This window comes from Rhizobium sp. KNZ14-9A (assembly GCF_056755015.1).
The window spans coordinates 1,831,585-1,845,155 of the sequence record NZ_JBPGXB010000002.1 but is presented as its reverse complement, the minus strand read 5'-3'; the positions used below and the strand labels follow the sequence as shown (position 1 = coordinate 1,845,155).

Genomic DNA, 13,571 nt, shown 5'->3' with positions numbered 1-13,571 from the left:
ACGTAATAGTCAATTTCGGCATCTGTTCAGATACCGAACCACCATGTCGCGAGGCCGAGAAAGGCGAAGAAGCCGGTGCAGTCGGTGACGGTCGTGACGAACACGGACGAGGCGATCGCAGGGTCCGCTCCCATCTTGTCCAGCAGCAGCGGCAGCAGGATGCCGGCAAGCGCCGCTGCAATCAGATTGATGATCATTGCCGCTCCGATGACGGCGCCGAGCTGGTAATTGTGGAACCATGTCCCGGCGATCACGCCCAGCAGCAAGGCGAAGAGCATTCCGTTCAGGATGCCGACCCCCGCCTCTCTGCGGATGATGCGGCCGGCATTGTAGATATCGAGGTCGCGGGTCGCGAGCGCACGCACCGTCACAGTCATGGTCTGCGTGCCCGCATTGCCGCCCATGGAGGCGACGATCGGCATCAGCACCGCAAGCGCGATCATCTTCTCGATCGAGCCGTCGAACAGGCCGATGACGCTGGCAGACAGCATCGCTGTGCCGAGATTGATCAGCAGCCACAGGAAGCGCGAACGCACGGTCGAGATGACGTTGTCTGACAGTTCTTCGTCGCCGACACCGCCGAGGCGCTTGATGTCTTCGTCCGCCTCTTCGTGGATCACGTCGACCACGTCGTCGATGGTGAGCACGCCGACGAGCCGTTCGTTTTCGTCGACGACGGCTGCGGAAAGAAGGTCATACTGCTCGAAGAGCTGGGCAGCCTCTTCCTGGTCCATCTCGGCGGGGATCGGATGGTTCGTTTCCCGCATGATGGTTTCGATCTTCATCTGCCGCTTGGTGCGCAGGATCTGGTCGAGATCGACCGCGCCGAGCAGCTTGAAGGTCGGATCGATGACGAAGATCTGCGAGAAGGAGTAAGGCAGATCCTCTTCGTCGCGCATGTAATCGATCGTCTGGCCGACCGTCCAGAATGGCGGCACGGCGACGAATTCCGTCTGCATGCGGCGGCCGGCGGAGCTTTCGGGATAATCGAGCGCGCGGCGAAGGCGGACCCGCTCCGTGAACGGCAGCTGTGCGAGAATCTCTTCCCGGTCTTCCTGGTCGAGATCTTCGAGAATGTAGACGGCGTCGTCCGAATCCAGTTCGCCGATGGCAGCCGCAATCTGCTCGTTCGGCAACTGGTCGACGATCTCGCGGCGGATCGTCTCGTCCACTTCGGTCAGCGCCGTCATGTCGAAATCGTCGCCGAGCAGGCGCACCAGCGCCAGGCGCTGATCCGGCTGCAGCGATTCCAACAGATCGCCTATTTCCGATTCGTGCAGGCGCGCGACATTCTGGCGAAGAAACAGCGTGTCGCGGTCGGCGATGGCCGCACCCAGGCGCGCCAGGAAGTCGCTGCGCACATTGCCGTCTTCGTTATAGATGTCGACGTCTTCGTCGGCCGGACGTTTGCGATTGCGGTCTTCCGTGTCGGTCGTCGTCATGTGCCGCCCTCGCATCTCAATTTGATTTCAAAGACTAACGAGCCGCATTCGAGAATGTCGGCTGAAAATGCATGGTCAACAAGCGGATAAGCGAATTCCGCCCTGCCCTTGCGCCGCCGGAATTCGTGATCAATCTGCTAACCGAAAGCATTTCTGGCGTAAAGCGCAAACCCGTGCTTTCTGATGACAATGCCCGTGGTCGGCTATAGTTTCCGCCGCCATTTGTCGAAAGGAAGTCTGACCGTGCCGATCCGCCCGATTCTCCGCTATCCGCATCCCGGCCTGAAGACCGTCTGTGCGCCCGTGACGGTGTTCGATGCGGCCCTGTCGCAGCTGGCCGACGATCTGCTGCTGACGATGCGCGCAGCCCCCGGCGTCGGCATCACTGCCGCCCATATCGGCGTCTTCCAGCGGCTGACGGTGCTGGAGCTCGACAAGGCGGACCGCGTGCGCATCTACGCCAATCCCGAGATCATGTGGTTTACGGATGAGACGATGGCTCATATGGAAGGCAGCGTCTCCATGCCCGGCGCGACGGACGAGGTCACGCGCCCGAAGGCAATAAGGTTCCGCTATCAGGATCTGGATGGCCATCAGCACGAAGAAGAGGCATCGGACTTCCTCGCCATCTGTATCCAGCATGAAGTCGACCAGCTCGACGGCATTTTCTGGCTGCAGCGCCTGTCACGGCTGAAGCGTGATCGGCTGATCAGGAAATGGGAAAAGACGAAAAGCTGAGGGCCGCGCCACTATCGGGCGAACCAATGGCACCCTTCCGGCGTTTGCCTTGCAGAATCAAAACCGGAAGGAGACGGAAATGCCTGGTATCAATGACAAGTCCTCGCTTTCCCGCGAAGAGGATTACCGTGACTTCGAAGAGCGAAATCTGGACGACGGCTGGCCCTATGCCGACGGCAGTGGCGCCAAGGCTGCCGGCAGCGAAAACCGCGCCTATGGCGAAACCTCGGCCAATTTCGACCGTGACCGCAACAGCGGCTTCCGCATCGATGGCGCGGACGAGGACGGCAATGAAAACCGCCTGAAAGATTCGCTCGAGCCTGATACAATCGACCGCGACGAGAGTGATGACCTCGAAGCCCGCGTGACCGAGACTCTGGAGAACATCCCTGACGTGGATATCGACAGCGTGGAAGTTCACGCCGACGGCCATACCGTGACGCTGGAGGGTTCCGTCGAAACAATCGGCATCGCCCGCAAGGTTGAGCTCGGCGCCCTGTCGGTGGATGGTGTTCGCCGCGTGCGCAACCGGCTGCAGATGACAGGTGTCGATGCCCACATCCCGAACGAGGATTAAGGCCGAAAAACACAAAGTTGCCGCATTTCAGAACCGGAAAGCGACCTGCTTTCCGGTTCTTATGTCTCTAAAATTACAAATAGTTAATCAATTAAAGATTGCAGGATTGTCATGTTGGCGAAAGCGCTGACATCTCAGGCTATTAACTGTGCCGGCTAAGGTAACGCGACCCTCAAGAACATTGACAAATATGTGATTTCATTTGGACAAAAGGTCGCAAGATGGCTGTCATCTTTCCCACAAAATTGCCCGAATTGGGGAGCGGACTCGACCTTGCCGAGGGTTGGTTTTGCGTTGTTGAATTCAACAACAGATTGAGGAGATAGACCCATGCGCATGAAATTCGCCGTCGCCGCCACCCTGTTTGCCGTCAGCATGGCAAGTGCCGCTTTCGCGCAGCCGAAATACATGGATGATTATTCCAACGATGGTGATGGCCTCTACCCGACGCCGGTCGCGCCGGCAAAGCCCGTGCACTACCCGACGCATGTGGCGCCCCCGGCCTATTCCAGCGACTATACGAATGACAGCGACGGCTTCGCACCTGCCGCGATGTCCAAGCCCGCGAAAGTCGACAACACCGCGACGGCCAGCATCAAGCCGCTTCCGGATTGCCACAGCATGATCGGCCCGAAAGGCTCGCACCAGAAAGGTGCCGATAGCGGTGCAAGCCGCACAGAGGCATGCCGCGCAATGCATTGACATGATCTAAGAAAGGGCCGGTTTCCGGCCCTTTTCTCTTGTAAATTCAATGTCCCGCGCGGCACAATCCACACCTCCGACAAGCTTTTAAAAAAAACTGTCACATCGCGCTTGTGTCCGTCTGAGGCTTTTGCTACATGCTGCCTCGCCGACGCAAATCGGCTCTACCACGATGCGGTCGTGGCGGAATTGGTAGACGCGCAGCGTTGAGGTCGCTGTGGGGCAACCCGTGGAAGTTCGAGTCTTCTCGACCGCACCAAAGAAACCCGCTTCGGCGGGTTTTTCTTTTTTGGCCATAGGCTTAGTTCTCCGGTGCTGATGTCCTTGCCGCAAGACGAGCGCGCGGCAGCCCTTTCCCGCCGATACCGCCCCTCGTGGATATCACAGCAACGCCTGCTGGCACCGGCTGATTGCATCTGTGAGACGGCTGCCCGCCGCAAAGAGCGATTGAATCGCTCTGCGCCTGCGTCCATATAGAAGCCGCGCCCGCCCTCTTCTTTTGCGGATAGGTCAAGGACTGCCATGCTACGCACCGATCTCGACTTCTCCATGCTCCCGAAACTTGGTTCGCGCCCCGTTCGCTGGCGCATCGCCGATGGGCTCGTTCCCTATCAGGAGGCGGTGGAGAAGATGGAACGGGAAGTGGCTGATATTGCAGATGGCGGCGACGAGCTTGTCTGGCTGCTGGAACATCCGCCGCTCTATACGGCGGGCACCAGCGCCGATGCTAAAGATCTCGTCCAGCCGGATCGTTTTCCGGTCTTCGCCACAGGACGCGGCGGCGAATACACCTATCATGGCCCCGGCCAGCGCGTCGCCTATGTCATGCTCGATCTCAAGCGCCGCAGGCAGGATGTGCGTGCCTTCGTCGCTGCACTGGAAGAGGTCATCATCCGCACGCTCGATTCGATGAATGTACGCGGTGAACGCCGCGAAGATCGCGTCGGCGTCTGGGTCCGCCGACCGGAGAGACCCCTGCTGCCCGACGGCACCATGGCGGAGGACAAGATCGCGGCACTCGGCATCCGCCTGCGCAAATGGGTGACCTTCCACGGCCTGTCGCTCAACGTCGATCCCGATCTCGATCATTTCAGTGGCATCGTACCGTGCGGTATCTCGGCCTACGGCGTCACCAGCCTCGTCGATCTTGGCTTGCCGCTCATGATGACCGATGCCGATATCCGCTTGCGCGCCGCCTTCGAAGAAATCTTCGGCGAAACCGTCAACGATACCGCACACTGTCCCTGATTGCCGTCCTTGATTGCCCAGGCTTCCTGTGGTTCATGACACCATCCGCAAGAAGCAGCCATCATGTCCGAATCTCCCTCCGCACAGAATCCGCTCCAGGGCATGGCCATCATGGCCGGTGCCATGGCCATCCTGCCGACGATGGATGCGATCGCCAAATATATGGCGACCTTCGAGGGCATGTCTCCTGGACAGGTAACTTTCTACCGCTTCTTCTTCCAACTCATCTGCACCCTGCCGATCCTGTTTGCCATGTTCGGCATGCGGGCCCTGTCGGCCAAACGCCCGTGGATGAACCTGCTGCGTGGCGCGCTGCATGGTGCGGCGAGCCTGCTCTTCTTCGTCGCGGTCAAATACATGCCGCTCGCAGATGTCTTCGCCATCTATTTCGTCGAGCCTTTCATGCTGACGGCGCTTTCCGCGCTCTTCCTGGGAGATAAGGTCGGCTGGCGGCGCTGGATGGCAATTGTCGTCGGTTTCGGCGGCGCCATGATCGTCATCCAGCCGAGCTATGAGATCTTCGGCCTGAAGGCATTGCTGCCGGTCTTCTGCGCCTTTCTCTTCTCGCTCTATCTCTTCCTCAACCGCGCCATCGGCGAGGCGGATTCGCCGCTGACGATGCAGACCATGTCCGGCATCGGCGGCACGATCTTCATGGCCACGGCACTTTTCGTCGGAAACAGCATCGGCAATGCCGACTTCACGCCCTCCCTGCCCGCCTCTTGGCTCGGCCTCGTGCTGCTGCTTATTCTCGGCACGATCTCGGGCTACGCGCACATGCTGGTTGTTAAGGCTTTCCGGCTGGCGCCGCTCTCGCTGCTCGCTCCGTTCCAGTATTTCGAGATCATTTCGGCGACCGTGCTCGGCTACGCCCTCTTCGGCGATTTTCCGAATGTTTCCAAATGGATAGGCATCGCCATCATCGTTGCATCGGGGCTTTTTATCATCTGGCGCGAGCGTCTCCAGGCGCGATCACTAAAATCCGCACGAAATGCGACATCGAAGGTTAACCCTGCTTCTTGAGGGATCTTCAATTCGAGATCGCTAAAACCATTTCCGACTTCATGATGAAGTCTGGAGATAAAACATGAGTGAGTTCCGTCTCGCTTTTCCGGCGTGTGTCATCGCTGGGAAGCATCGGCTGACGGCCGAAGACATAGTGCTGCTGCGCAAACACACCTTTCCGGAGGGAATCCGGACATCAGATCATGTCGTGGTGATGTTGGCGCTCAATAATTCCTGCCCCGAAAAATGCGCCGAATGGAACACGTTCTTCGTTGAACAGCTGGCAGGCTTCATCGTCGATTATACCTATCCGCAGGGCTCGCTGGACGAGATCAACGTCGCATGGATCATGCGCATGTTCACGACCGACGGCGTCGTGAATTCCGCGCTCGAGCTTGAGCTCATCCTGCACGTCATGGAACTCAGCGCTCACGTGCCCGACGAGCTGCGCGCCCTGGCGCTGGACCAGCTCCGCCTGGCGCTCGGCGAGGATATCGGCGGTTACAAGCTGACCCGTGCCACCGACCGCAGGAGCATCACACGGCAGGACGTGGATTACGTCATGCGCGTTTTGCGAAGCGTCAGCGAAGGCGGCGTCATCGGCGTTTCGTCGATCGAATATGGCGTCCTGCAGCGCATCGAGACGACAACGCTATCAGGCGCCAATCATCAGCGCTGGGGCGAGATCATGGCTTCGGTCGAACTCAGGGATTATGCCCAGCCGAGACGCAGCCGCTGGCTGCGCATCATCGACGAAGAGCCTGTCGCCGCTGCCGCAGTTGCCTGATCTCCCAAATCTTCAGACTGCCTCTGATTCTTCAGCCCAATTGTGCGTTCCGGCTTTTTATGCGTAAAACTCCGGAACGCATTTCCTGGGTGGAGACTCGATGTTCAAGAAAATCCTGATCGCGAATCGCGGCGAGATTGCCTGCCGCGTGATCAAAACCGCGCGCCGTATGGGCATTGCCACCGTTGCGGTCTATTCGGATGCGGATCGGGATGCCCTGCATGTCGAAATGGCCGATGAGGCCGTCCATATCGGCCCTGCCCCGGCAGCCGAAAGCTATCTCGTCGCAGACAAGATCATCGCCGCCTGCAAGGAGACGGGTGCTGAAGCCGTGCATCCCGGCTACGGCTTCCTGTCGGAACGCGCCTCCTTCTGCGAGGCGCTGGAAAAACAAGGCATCATCTTCATCGGCCCGAAGCCTAAGGCCATCATGGCGATGGGCGACAAGATCGAATCGAAGAAATTCGCCAATGCCGCCAAGGTCTCGACCGTGCCGGGCTATCTCGGCGTCATCGAGGATGCACCTCACGCCGAAAAGATCGCGGCCGAGATCGGTTATCCCGTGATGATCAAGGCGTCGGCAGGCGGCGGCGGCAAGGGCATGCGCATTGCCTGGAACGAAGCGGAAGTGCGCGACGGTTTCGACCGCGCCCGCTCCGAAGCCAAAAGCTCCTTTGGCGACGACCGCGTCTTCATCGAGAAATACGTCGTCGATCCGCGCCATATCGAAATCCAGGTTCTGGCGGATGCCCACGGCAATGTCGTCTATCTCGGCGAGCGCGAATGCTCCATCCAGCGCCGGAACCAGAAAGTCGCCGAAGAAGCGCCCTCGCCTTTCCTTGATGAAAAAACGCGAGCAGCCATGGGCGCACAGTCGGTGGCGCTGGCAAAGGCCGTCGACTACCAGAGCGCCGGCACGGTGGAATTCATCGTTGATCGCGACCGCAATTTCTATTTCCTCGAAATGAACACTCGCCTGCAGGTCGAGCACCCGGTGACGGAACTGGTGACCGGCATCGATCTCGTCGAGCAGATGATCCGCGTAGCCGCCGGCGAAAAGCTGCCCTTCGCCCAGAAGGATATCAAGCTGAAGGGCTGGGCGGTCGAAAGCCGCCTCTACGCGGAAGATCCCTACCGCAACTTCCTGCCCTCGATCGGCCGCCTGACGCGCTACCGCCCGCCGGCCGAAGGCCGCAACGGCGATGTGATCATCCGCAACGATACCGGCGTCTTCGAAGGCGCTGAAATCTCCATGTATTACGACCCGATGATTGCCAAGCTCTGCACATGGGCGCCGAGCCGTCTGCAGGCGGTGGAAGCGATGGGACAGGCACTCGACGCCTTCGTGGTCGATGGCATCGAGCACAACGTTCCCTTCCTCTCGGCGCTGATGAAACATCCGCGCTGGCGCGAAGGGCGTCTTTCCACCGGCTTCATATCAGAGGAATATCCTGAGGGCTTTGCGCCGATCGCGCCGGATGCTTCGGAGGAGGCAGCCCTTGCCGCCATCGCGCTGTCGGCGACCCTGGTCGACGCCATCAGGCGCGAAGGCTTCGCCGATCGCCTGCGCCACCCGAGCGGCCCGCTGCGCGAAGAATGGGTCGTCAAGCTCGGCGGCAATTATGTGCCGATAAGACTGGTCGATGGCCTCGTCACCATCCCTTTCGAAATGGAAATGGAAGTCGGCGGCCACACCGAAACCGTTGTCACCGATTGGAGACCGGGCAATCCGGTCTGGCACGGCAGGGTCGCCAGCCGGCAGGTGACGGCGCAGATCCGCCCGATTCTCAACGGCCTGCGCATCGACTGGCAGGGCCTGTCGGTCAAGGCGCGTGTCTTTACGCCCCGCCATGCCGAGCTTGACCGTCTGATGCCCGTCAAGCTGCCGCCGGATACGTCCAAGCTGCTGCTTTGCCCCATGCCCGGCCTCGTCGTTTCCATTGCCGTTTCCGAAGGCCAGGAGATCAAGGCGGGCGAAACGCTTGCCGTGGTGGAAGCCATGAAGATGGAAAACGTGCTGCGTGCCGAGCGCGACCTCGTTGTCGGCAAGATCAAGGCCGCTCCCGGCGAGAGCCTCGCGGTCGATGCCGTCATCATGGAATTCGCCTAAAGCCTGATGCATAAATTCAAAGAGGAGGAGCGGCCGGCATCCGGATGGATCCACGGCTCTCTCGATCTTTTTCCGCTTGAGCCGTCCTTGCCGGGCGTGCAAGAGTCCGACACGCAAATCACGAGGAGATCGAAGATGGATGTTCGCGCCGCCGTTGCCGTTCAGGCAGGAAAACCGCTTGAGGTAATGACCGTTCAGCTGGAAGGTCCGAAGGCCGGCGAAGTGCTGGTCGAGGTCAAGGCGACGGGCATCTGCCACACCGACGATTTCACACTGTCGGGCGCCGATCCCGAAGGTCTGTTTCCGGCGATTCTCGGCCACGAAGGTGCCGGCATCGTCGTCGATGTCGGCCCGGGTGTCACCTCCGTGAAAAAGGGCGACCACGTGATTCCGCTCTACACGCCGGAATGCCGCGAGTGCTATTCCTGCACCTCGCGCAAGACCAATCTCTGCACCTCGATCCGCGCGACCCAGGGCCAGGGCGTGATGCCTGATGGCACCTCCCGCTTCTCGATCGGCAAGGACAAGATCCACCACTATATGGGCTGCTCGACCTTCTCCAACTTCACGGTTCTGCCGGAGATCGCCGTTGCCAAGGTCAATCCGGACGCGCCCTTCGACAAAATCTGCTACATCGGCTGCGGTGTGACGACCGGCATCGGTGCCGTCATCAACACGGCCAAGGTCGAGATGGGCGCGACGGCCATCGTCTTCGGTCTCGGCGGTATCGGCCTCAACGTTCTGCAGGGTCTGCGTCTTGCCGGTGCCGATATGATCATCGGTGTCGATATCAACCCGGACCGCAAGGCATGGGGCGAGAAGTTCGGCATGACGCATTTCGTCAACCCGAAGGAAGTCGGTGACGACATCGTGCCCTATCTCGTCAACATGACGAAGCGCCACGGCGACCTGATCGGCGGCGCCGATTACACGTTCGATTGCACCGGCAACACCAAGGTCATGCGCCAAGCGCTGGAAGCGAGCCACCGCGGCTGGGGCAAGTCCATCATCATCGGCGTCGCAGGCGCCGGCCAGGAGATTTCAACGCGCCCCTTCCAACTCGTCACCGGCCGCAACTGGATGGGTACGGCCTTCGGCGGTGCCCGCGGCCGCACGGACGTCCCGAAGATCGTCGACTGGTACATGGAAGGCAAGATCCAGATCGACCCGATGATCACCCACACAATGCCGCTCGAAGACATCAACAAGGGCTTCGATCTCATGCATAAGGGTGAAAGCATCCGCGGCGTCGTGGTCTATTGATGGCCGCTATTGCCTACAAGGTCGATCTCAAGGGTCTCGATGAGCTTTCCGCGCGGGAGCTCTACGATCTCTTGAGGATGCGCGTCGACGTCTTCGTCGTCGAGCAGAGCTGCCCCTATCCGGAACTGGACGGCAAGGATATCGACGCCCTGCATCTGCGACTGCTGGATGACGGCGAACTGCTCGGCTCGACGCGGCTACTGAAGCCACACGGTGCGCAGGATCTCGTGAAGATCGGCCGCGTCGTCGTCTCGCCCGGCCATCGCGGCAAGCGGCTTGGCGATGCGCTGATGACCGAATCGATCGCTGCCTGCGAGCGGCTTTATCCGGAAAATCCCATCGCGCTTTCGGCGCAGGCGCATCTGCGCCGCTTCTACGAATCCTTCGGCTTCGTGAAAACCTCGGAGGAATATCTGGAAGACGGAATTCCCCATCTCGACATGGTCCGCGAGCCGGCCACCCAGCCGGCGTGAGGATATCGCCATGATCTATGTCGATGCGGATGCCTGCCCCGTTAAACCCGAAATCCTGAAAGTGGCCGAACGCCTCGGCATGGAAGTGACCTTCGTCGCCAATTCGGGCCTCCGCCCATCGCGCGATCCGATGGTGCGCAACGTCATCGTCTCCAACGCCTTCGACGCTGCCGACAACTGGATTGCCGACAATACCGGCCCGACAGATGTGGTGGTCACCGCCGATGTGCCGCTTGCGGTCCGTTGCGTTGCCAAGGGCTCCTTTGTCACAGGCCCGACCGGTCGCGTCTTTGATGAAACCAATATCGGCATGGCAAGTGCCATGCGCGATCTCGGCGCGCATCTGCGTGAAACCGGCGAGAGCAAGGGCTACAACGCTTCCTTCAGCCCGAAGGACCGTTCGCGTTTCCTGGAAACCTTCGACCGTCTCTGCCGCCGGGCAAAGAATGCATGATCATCGCCTTGCGCGCTGAAATCGGGTGGCATGGCAGCTATGCCAATTCCTAGCTTGAACTCGGCCGTTCCCTCGCACATATGGGATGTGACGCAGACGACTGCGGCGCTTGGATCAGTCCGGGCGCAAAGTCGCGGGGACGGCCTCGCTCTTGACAAGGAGAGTATGATGGCTTGGTTCCTACTTTTTCTCGCTGGCCTTTTTGAATGCGGTTGGGCAATCGGTCTGAAATATACAGATGGCTTCACCCGTCCGATGCCGACGATCCTCACGGTCATTTCCATGGTGGTGAGTATCATCCTGCTCGGTCTTGCCGTCAAAAGCCTGCCCATTGGCACCGCGTATGCGATCTGGACCGGTATCGGCACGGTCGGCACTGTGCTGCTCGGCATCTGGCTTCTGGGGGACGCGGCAAGCGCCTCTCGTCTGATCTGCATCGCGCTGATCGTCGCCGGCATCGCCGGCCTCAAAATGACCGCCTGAAAAGGAAATATCTGAAATGAAGAAGGGGCTGCGGGCGTTGAAGCACCCGCAGCCTCTTCTGTTAAAGCATGTCGCGCAAAAGTGCGCAGCGGTTTTGCGACAACGACACGCGTAAAAACAAAGACCTAAAGCGCAGCAAGCCGATCTGAAAGATCGCGACGCGCTTTAGGCTGATGCGTTTCTGTTATCGATGGACCATGCACCGGCACCGGCGAAGAACAGGTAGAGGAAGATGAAGCAGAACAGGATCGCGCCGTCGCCCTGGTTGAGAGCCGGGAAAAAGCTGTGCGGCATATGGGCCATGAAATAGGCGATCGCCATTTCACCCGCCAGCAGGAAGGCCACCGGCCGTGTTGCGAAGCCGATGAGAATGAGGATACCGCCAAAGGTTTCCAGCAGTGCCGCGATCAGGAACAAAGTGGACAGCGGGCCGTCGCCCTGCGCTGCCGGGAAGCCGAAAAGCTTCATCGTCCCGTGCTCGATGAACAGAAGCGCGGTCATGATTCTGAGAGCGGCCAGACCATAGGGGCGGTAGGCGGATAGACGCTCGAAAGTTGACATAAAGACTCTCCTTAAAGGTGTGCTGCCGAGCGTTACCGTGTCTCTAACACGGATTGAAGACACAGTTTGCTGACAGGCGTTCACAACTTCGACAGTGGATAAACACCTGAAGAACCTCCTTTATTCGTTCACAACGGGATGTTGTCGTGCTTCTTCCAGGGATTGCTGAGATCCTTGTTCCGCAGCATCTTCAGGCCGCGAGCCAGCCGGCGCCGTGTCGAATGCGGCATAATCACCTCGTCGACATAGCCCCGCTCGGCCGCCACGAAAGGCGACAGGAAGCGATCTTCATACATTTTCGTATGCGCCGCGATCTTTTCGGGATCGGCGATATCCTTGCGGAAGATGATTTCGACGGCGCCCTTCGCGCCCATGACGGCGATCTGCGCCGTCGGCCAGGCATAGTTGAGATCGCCCCGCAGATGTTTCGACGCCATCACGTCATAGGCGCCACCGAAGGCCTTGCGGGTAATGACAGTCAGCTTCGGCACTGTTGCCTCTGCATAAGCGAAAAGCAGCTTGGCGCCATGCTTGATGAGCCCGCCATATTCCTGCGCCGTGCCCGGCAGAAAGCCCGGCACATCGACGAAGGTGACGATCGGAATGTTGAAGCAGTCGCAGAAGCGCACGAAGCGCGCCGCCTTGCGCGAGGCGTCGCTGTCGAGCACGCCGGCAAGCACCATCGGCTGATTGGCGACAAAGCCGACAGTCGAGCCTTCGATGCGCCCGAAGCCGCAGACGATGTTCTTGGCGAAGCTCGCCTGGATCTCGAAGAAATCCCCCTCGTCCGCCACCTTCTGGATCAGTTCCTTGATGTCGTAGGGCTTGTTGGCATTGGCCGGGATCAACGTATCCAGCGAATTGTCGGCATCGGTCACCGACTGGTAACATTCGATCTCAGGCACCGGCGACGTGTTCGACTGCGGCAGGAAATCGATAAGCCGGCGCACTTGGCTGAGCGTATCGACATCATTGTCATAGGCGCCGTCAGCAATCGAAGAGCGCGTCGTATGCACACTCGCGCCGCCGAGTTCTTCGGCCGTAACAGTCTCGTTGGTGACGGTCTTCACCACATCCGGACCGGTCACGAACATGTAGGACGTATCGCGCACCATGAAGATGAAATCCGTCATGGCAGGCGAATAGACGTCGCCGCCGGCGCACGGCCCCATGATGACGGAGATCTGCGGAATGACGCCCGAGGCCAGCACATTTCGCTGGAAGACCTCGGCATAACCGCCAAGGGCCGCGACACCTTCCTGAATGCGCGCGCCACCCGCATCATAGATGCCAATGATCGGCGCGCGGTTCTTCAGCGCCATATCCTGCACCTTGATGATCTTCTCGGCATGGGCTTCCGAGAGTGAGCCGCCGAAGACGGTGAAATCCTTGGCGAAGACGAAGACGGTACGGTCGTTGACCGTGCCCCAGCCGGTCACCACGCCGTCGCCGGCAATGCGGCTCTTGTCCATGCCGAAATCGGTGGAGCGGTGCTCCACGAACATGTCGAACTCTTCAAAGGAATCCTCGTCGAGAAAGAGATCGATGCGTTCGCGTGCCGTCAGTTTGCCGCGCTGGTGCTGCGCGTCGATGCGCGCCTGTCCGCCGCCGAGACGAGCGATACCACGGCGTCGTTCGAGCTCTTCCAGAATATCCTTCATGATCTCCCCTCGCCGCCGTTGACGGCCGATTTTACAGCTAGAGCAATTCCAGCAAAAGTGTGCAGCG

14 protein-coding genes and 1 tRNA gene are annotated in these 13,571 nt (G+C 59.8%); 12 read left to right on the top strand and 3 right to left on the bottom strand.

From position 1 onward, the window contains the following. Window positions 1–26: 26 nt before the first annotated feature. Window positions 27–1,442: a magnesium transporter gene (mgtE, locus tag ACR9ZQ_RS15645; protein ID WP_310388148.1), complete on the bottom strand. Its 1,416-nt coding sequence runs from the start codon at window positions 1,440–1,442 to the stop codon at window positions 27–29. Window positions 1,443–1,685: 243 nt separating this feature from the next. Between mgtE and ACR9ZQ_RS15640 the strand changes: the two genes are divergently transcribed. From ACR9ZQ_RS15640 to sugE, 12 genes are all read left to right on the top strand, one after another. Then, window positions 1,686–2,180, top strand: a complete 495-nt coding sequence (locus ACR9ZQ_RS15640; protein WP_310388149.1) for a peptide deformylase — start codon at window positions 1,686–1,688, stop codon at window positions 2,178–2,180. Between the two features lie 79 nt (window positions 2,181–2,259). Next, window positions 2,260–2,757 (top strand): BON domain-containing protein, encoded by a 498-nt coding sequence (locus ACR9ZQ_RS15635; protein WP_310388151.1) that lies wholly within the window; start codon window positions 2,260–2,262, stop codon window positions 2,755–2,757. Window positions 2,758–3,087: 330 nt separating this feature from the next. After that, complete coding sequence (locus tag ACR9ZQ_RS15630) at window positions 3,088–3,459, top strand: hypothetical protein (protein ID WP_310388153.1); 372 nt, start codon at window positions 3,088–3,090, stop codon at window positions 3,457–3,459. Between the two features lie 174 nt (window positions 3,460–3,633). Next, window positions 3,634–3,718 (top strand) — tRNA-Leu (locus ACR9ZQ_RS15625). 263 nt (window positions 3,719–3,981) lie between these two features. Then, entirely contained in the window at window positions 3,982–4,707 is a 726-nt protein-coding gene (gene lipB / locus ACR9ZQ_RS15620) for a lipoyl(octanoyl) transferase LipB (protein ID WP_481428241.1), read from the top strand. A gap of 63 nt (window positions 4,708–4,770) precedes the next feature. Beyond that, complete coding sequence (locus tag ACR9ZQ_RS15615; RefSeq protein WP_481428240.1) at window positions 4,771–5,730, top strand: DMT family transporter; 960 nt, start codon at window positions 4,771–4,773, stop codon at window positions 5,728–5,730. 64 nt (window positions 5,731–5,794) lie between these two features. Next, window positions 5,795–6,499 (top strand): hypothetical protein, encoded by a 705-nt coding sequence (locus ACR9ZQ_RS15610; protein ID WP_113323420.1) that lies wholly within the window; start codon window positions 5,795–5,797, stop codon window positions 6,497–6,499. A gap of 100 nt (window positions 6,500–6,599) precedes the next feature. Further along, window positions 6,600–8,609: an acetyl-CoA carboxylase biotin carboxylase subunit gene (locus tag ACR9ZQ_RS15605; RefSeq protein WP_113323419.1), complete on the top strand. Its 2,010-nt coding sequence runs from the start codon at window positions 6,600–6,602 to the stop codon at window positions 8,607–8,609. Between the two features lie 135 nt (window positions 8,610–8,744). Continuing rightward, window positions 8,745–9,872: an S-(hydroxymethyl)glutathione dehydrogenase/class III alcohol dehydrogenase gene (locus tag ACR9ZQ_RS15600; RefSeq protein WP_007826120.1), complete on the top strand. Its 1,128-nt coding sequence runs from the start codon at window positions 8,745–8,747 to the stop codon at window positions 9,870–9,872. Then, the gene (locus ACR9ZQ_RS15595; RefSeq protein WP_310388161.1) at window positions 9,872–10,345 is read left to right on the top strand and encodes a GNAT family N-acetyltransferase; all 474 of its coding nucleotides are present in this window, start codon (window positions 9,872–9,874) and stop codon (window positions 10,343–10,345) included. Before ACR9ZQ_RS15600 ends, ACR9ZQ_RS15595 begins: the two co-directional genes overlap by 1 nt. 10 nt (window positions 10,346–10,355) lie before the next feature. Then, window positions 10,356–10,799, top strand: a complete 444-nt coding sequence (locus ACR9ZQ_RS15590; RefSeq protein WP_007826122.1) for a YaiI/YqxD family protein — start codon at window positions 10,356–10,358, stop codon at window positions 10,797–10,799. A gap of 168 nt (window positions 10,800–10,967) precedes the next feature. Beyond that, window positions 10,968–11,282, top strand: coding sequence for a quaternary ammonium compound efflux SMR transporter SugE (sugE, locus tag ACR9ZQ_RS15585; protein ID WP_113325762.1), 315 nt, complete (start codon window positions 10,968–10,970; stop codon window positions 11,280–11,282). A 165-nt stretch (window positions 11,283–11,447) separates the two neighbouring features. Here sugE and ACR9ZQ_RS15580 read toward each other — a convergent pair whose 3' ends face one another. After that, window positions 11,448–11,843: a DoxX family protein gene (locus tag ACR9ZQ_RS15580; RefSeq protein ID WP_310388163.1), complete on the bottom strand. Its 396-nt coding sequence runs from the start codon at window positions 11,841–11,843 to the stop codon at window positions 11,448–11,450. A gap of 128 nt (window positions 11,844–11,971) precedes the next feature. After that, window positions 11,972–13,504 (bottom strand): acyl-CoA carboxylase subunit beta, encoded by a 1,533-nt coding sequence (locus ACR9ZQ_RS15575; RefSeq protein WP_481428239.1) that lies wholly within the window; start codon window positions 13,502–13,504, stop codon window positions 11,972–11,974. Window positions 13,505–13,571 lie beyond the last annotated feature (67 nt).

Bases quoted from the DNA above. Each gene is read 5' to 3' on its own strand.
- ACR9ZQ_RS15615 (WP_481428240.1), top strand. From the start codon at position 4,771: ATGTCCGAATCTCCCTCCGCACAGAATCCGCTCCAGGGCATGGCCATC.
- ACR9ZQ_RS15575 (WP_481428239.1), bottom strand. From the start codon at position 13,504: ATGAAGGATATTCTGGAAGAGCTCGAACGACGCCGTGGTATCGCTCGT.
- mgtE (WP_310388148.1), bottom strand. From the start codon at position 1,442: ATGACGACGACCGACACGGAAGACCGCAATCGCAAACGTCCGGCCGAC.
- ACR9ZQ_RS15600 (WP_007826120.1), top strand. From the start codon at position 8,745: ATGGATGTTCGCGCCGCCGTTGCCGTTCAGGCAGGAAAACCGCTTGAG.
- ACR9ZQ_RS15605 (WP_113323419.1), top strand. From the start codon at position 6,600: ATGTTCAAGAAAATCCTGATCGCGAATCGCGGCGAGATTGCCTGCCGC.
- sugE (WP_113325762.1), top strand. From the start codon at position 10,968: ATGGCTTGGTTCCTACTTTTTCTCGCTGGCCTTTTTGAATGCGGTTGG.
- ACR9ZQ_RS15590 (WP_007826122.1), top strand. From the start codon at position 10,356: ATGATCTATGTCGATGCGGATGCCTGCCCCGTTAAACCCGAAATCCTG.
- ACR9ZQ_RS15580 (WP_310388163.1), bottom strand. From the start codon at position 11,843: ATGTCAACTTTCGAGCGTCTATCCGCCTACCGCCCCTATGGTCTGGCC.
- lipB (WP_481428241.1), top strand. From the start codon at position 3,982: ATGCTACGCACCGATCTCGACTTCTCCATGCTCCCGAAACTTGGTTCG.
- ACR9ZQ_RS15595 (WP_310388161.1), top strand. From the start codon at position 9,872: ATGGCCGCTATTGCCTACAAGGTCGATCTCAAGGGTCTCGATGAGCTT.
- ACR9ZQ_RS15635 (WP_310388151.1), top strand. From the start codon at position 2,260: ATGCCTGGTATCAATGACAAGTCCTCGCTTTCCCGCGAAGAGGATTAC.
- ACR9ZQ_RS15630 (WP_310388153.1), top strand. From the start codon at position 3,088: ATGCGCATGAAATTCGCCGTCGCCGCCACCCTGTTTGCCGTCAGCATG.
- ACR9ZQ_RS15610 (WP_113323420.1), top strand. From the start codon at position 5,795: ATGAGTGAGTTCCGTCTCGCTTTTCCGGCGTGTGTCATCGCTGGGAAG.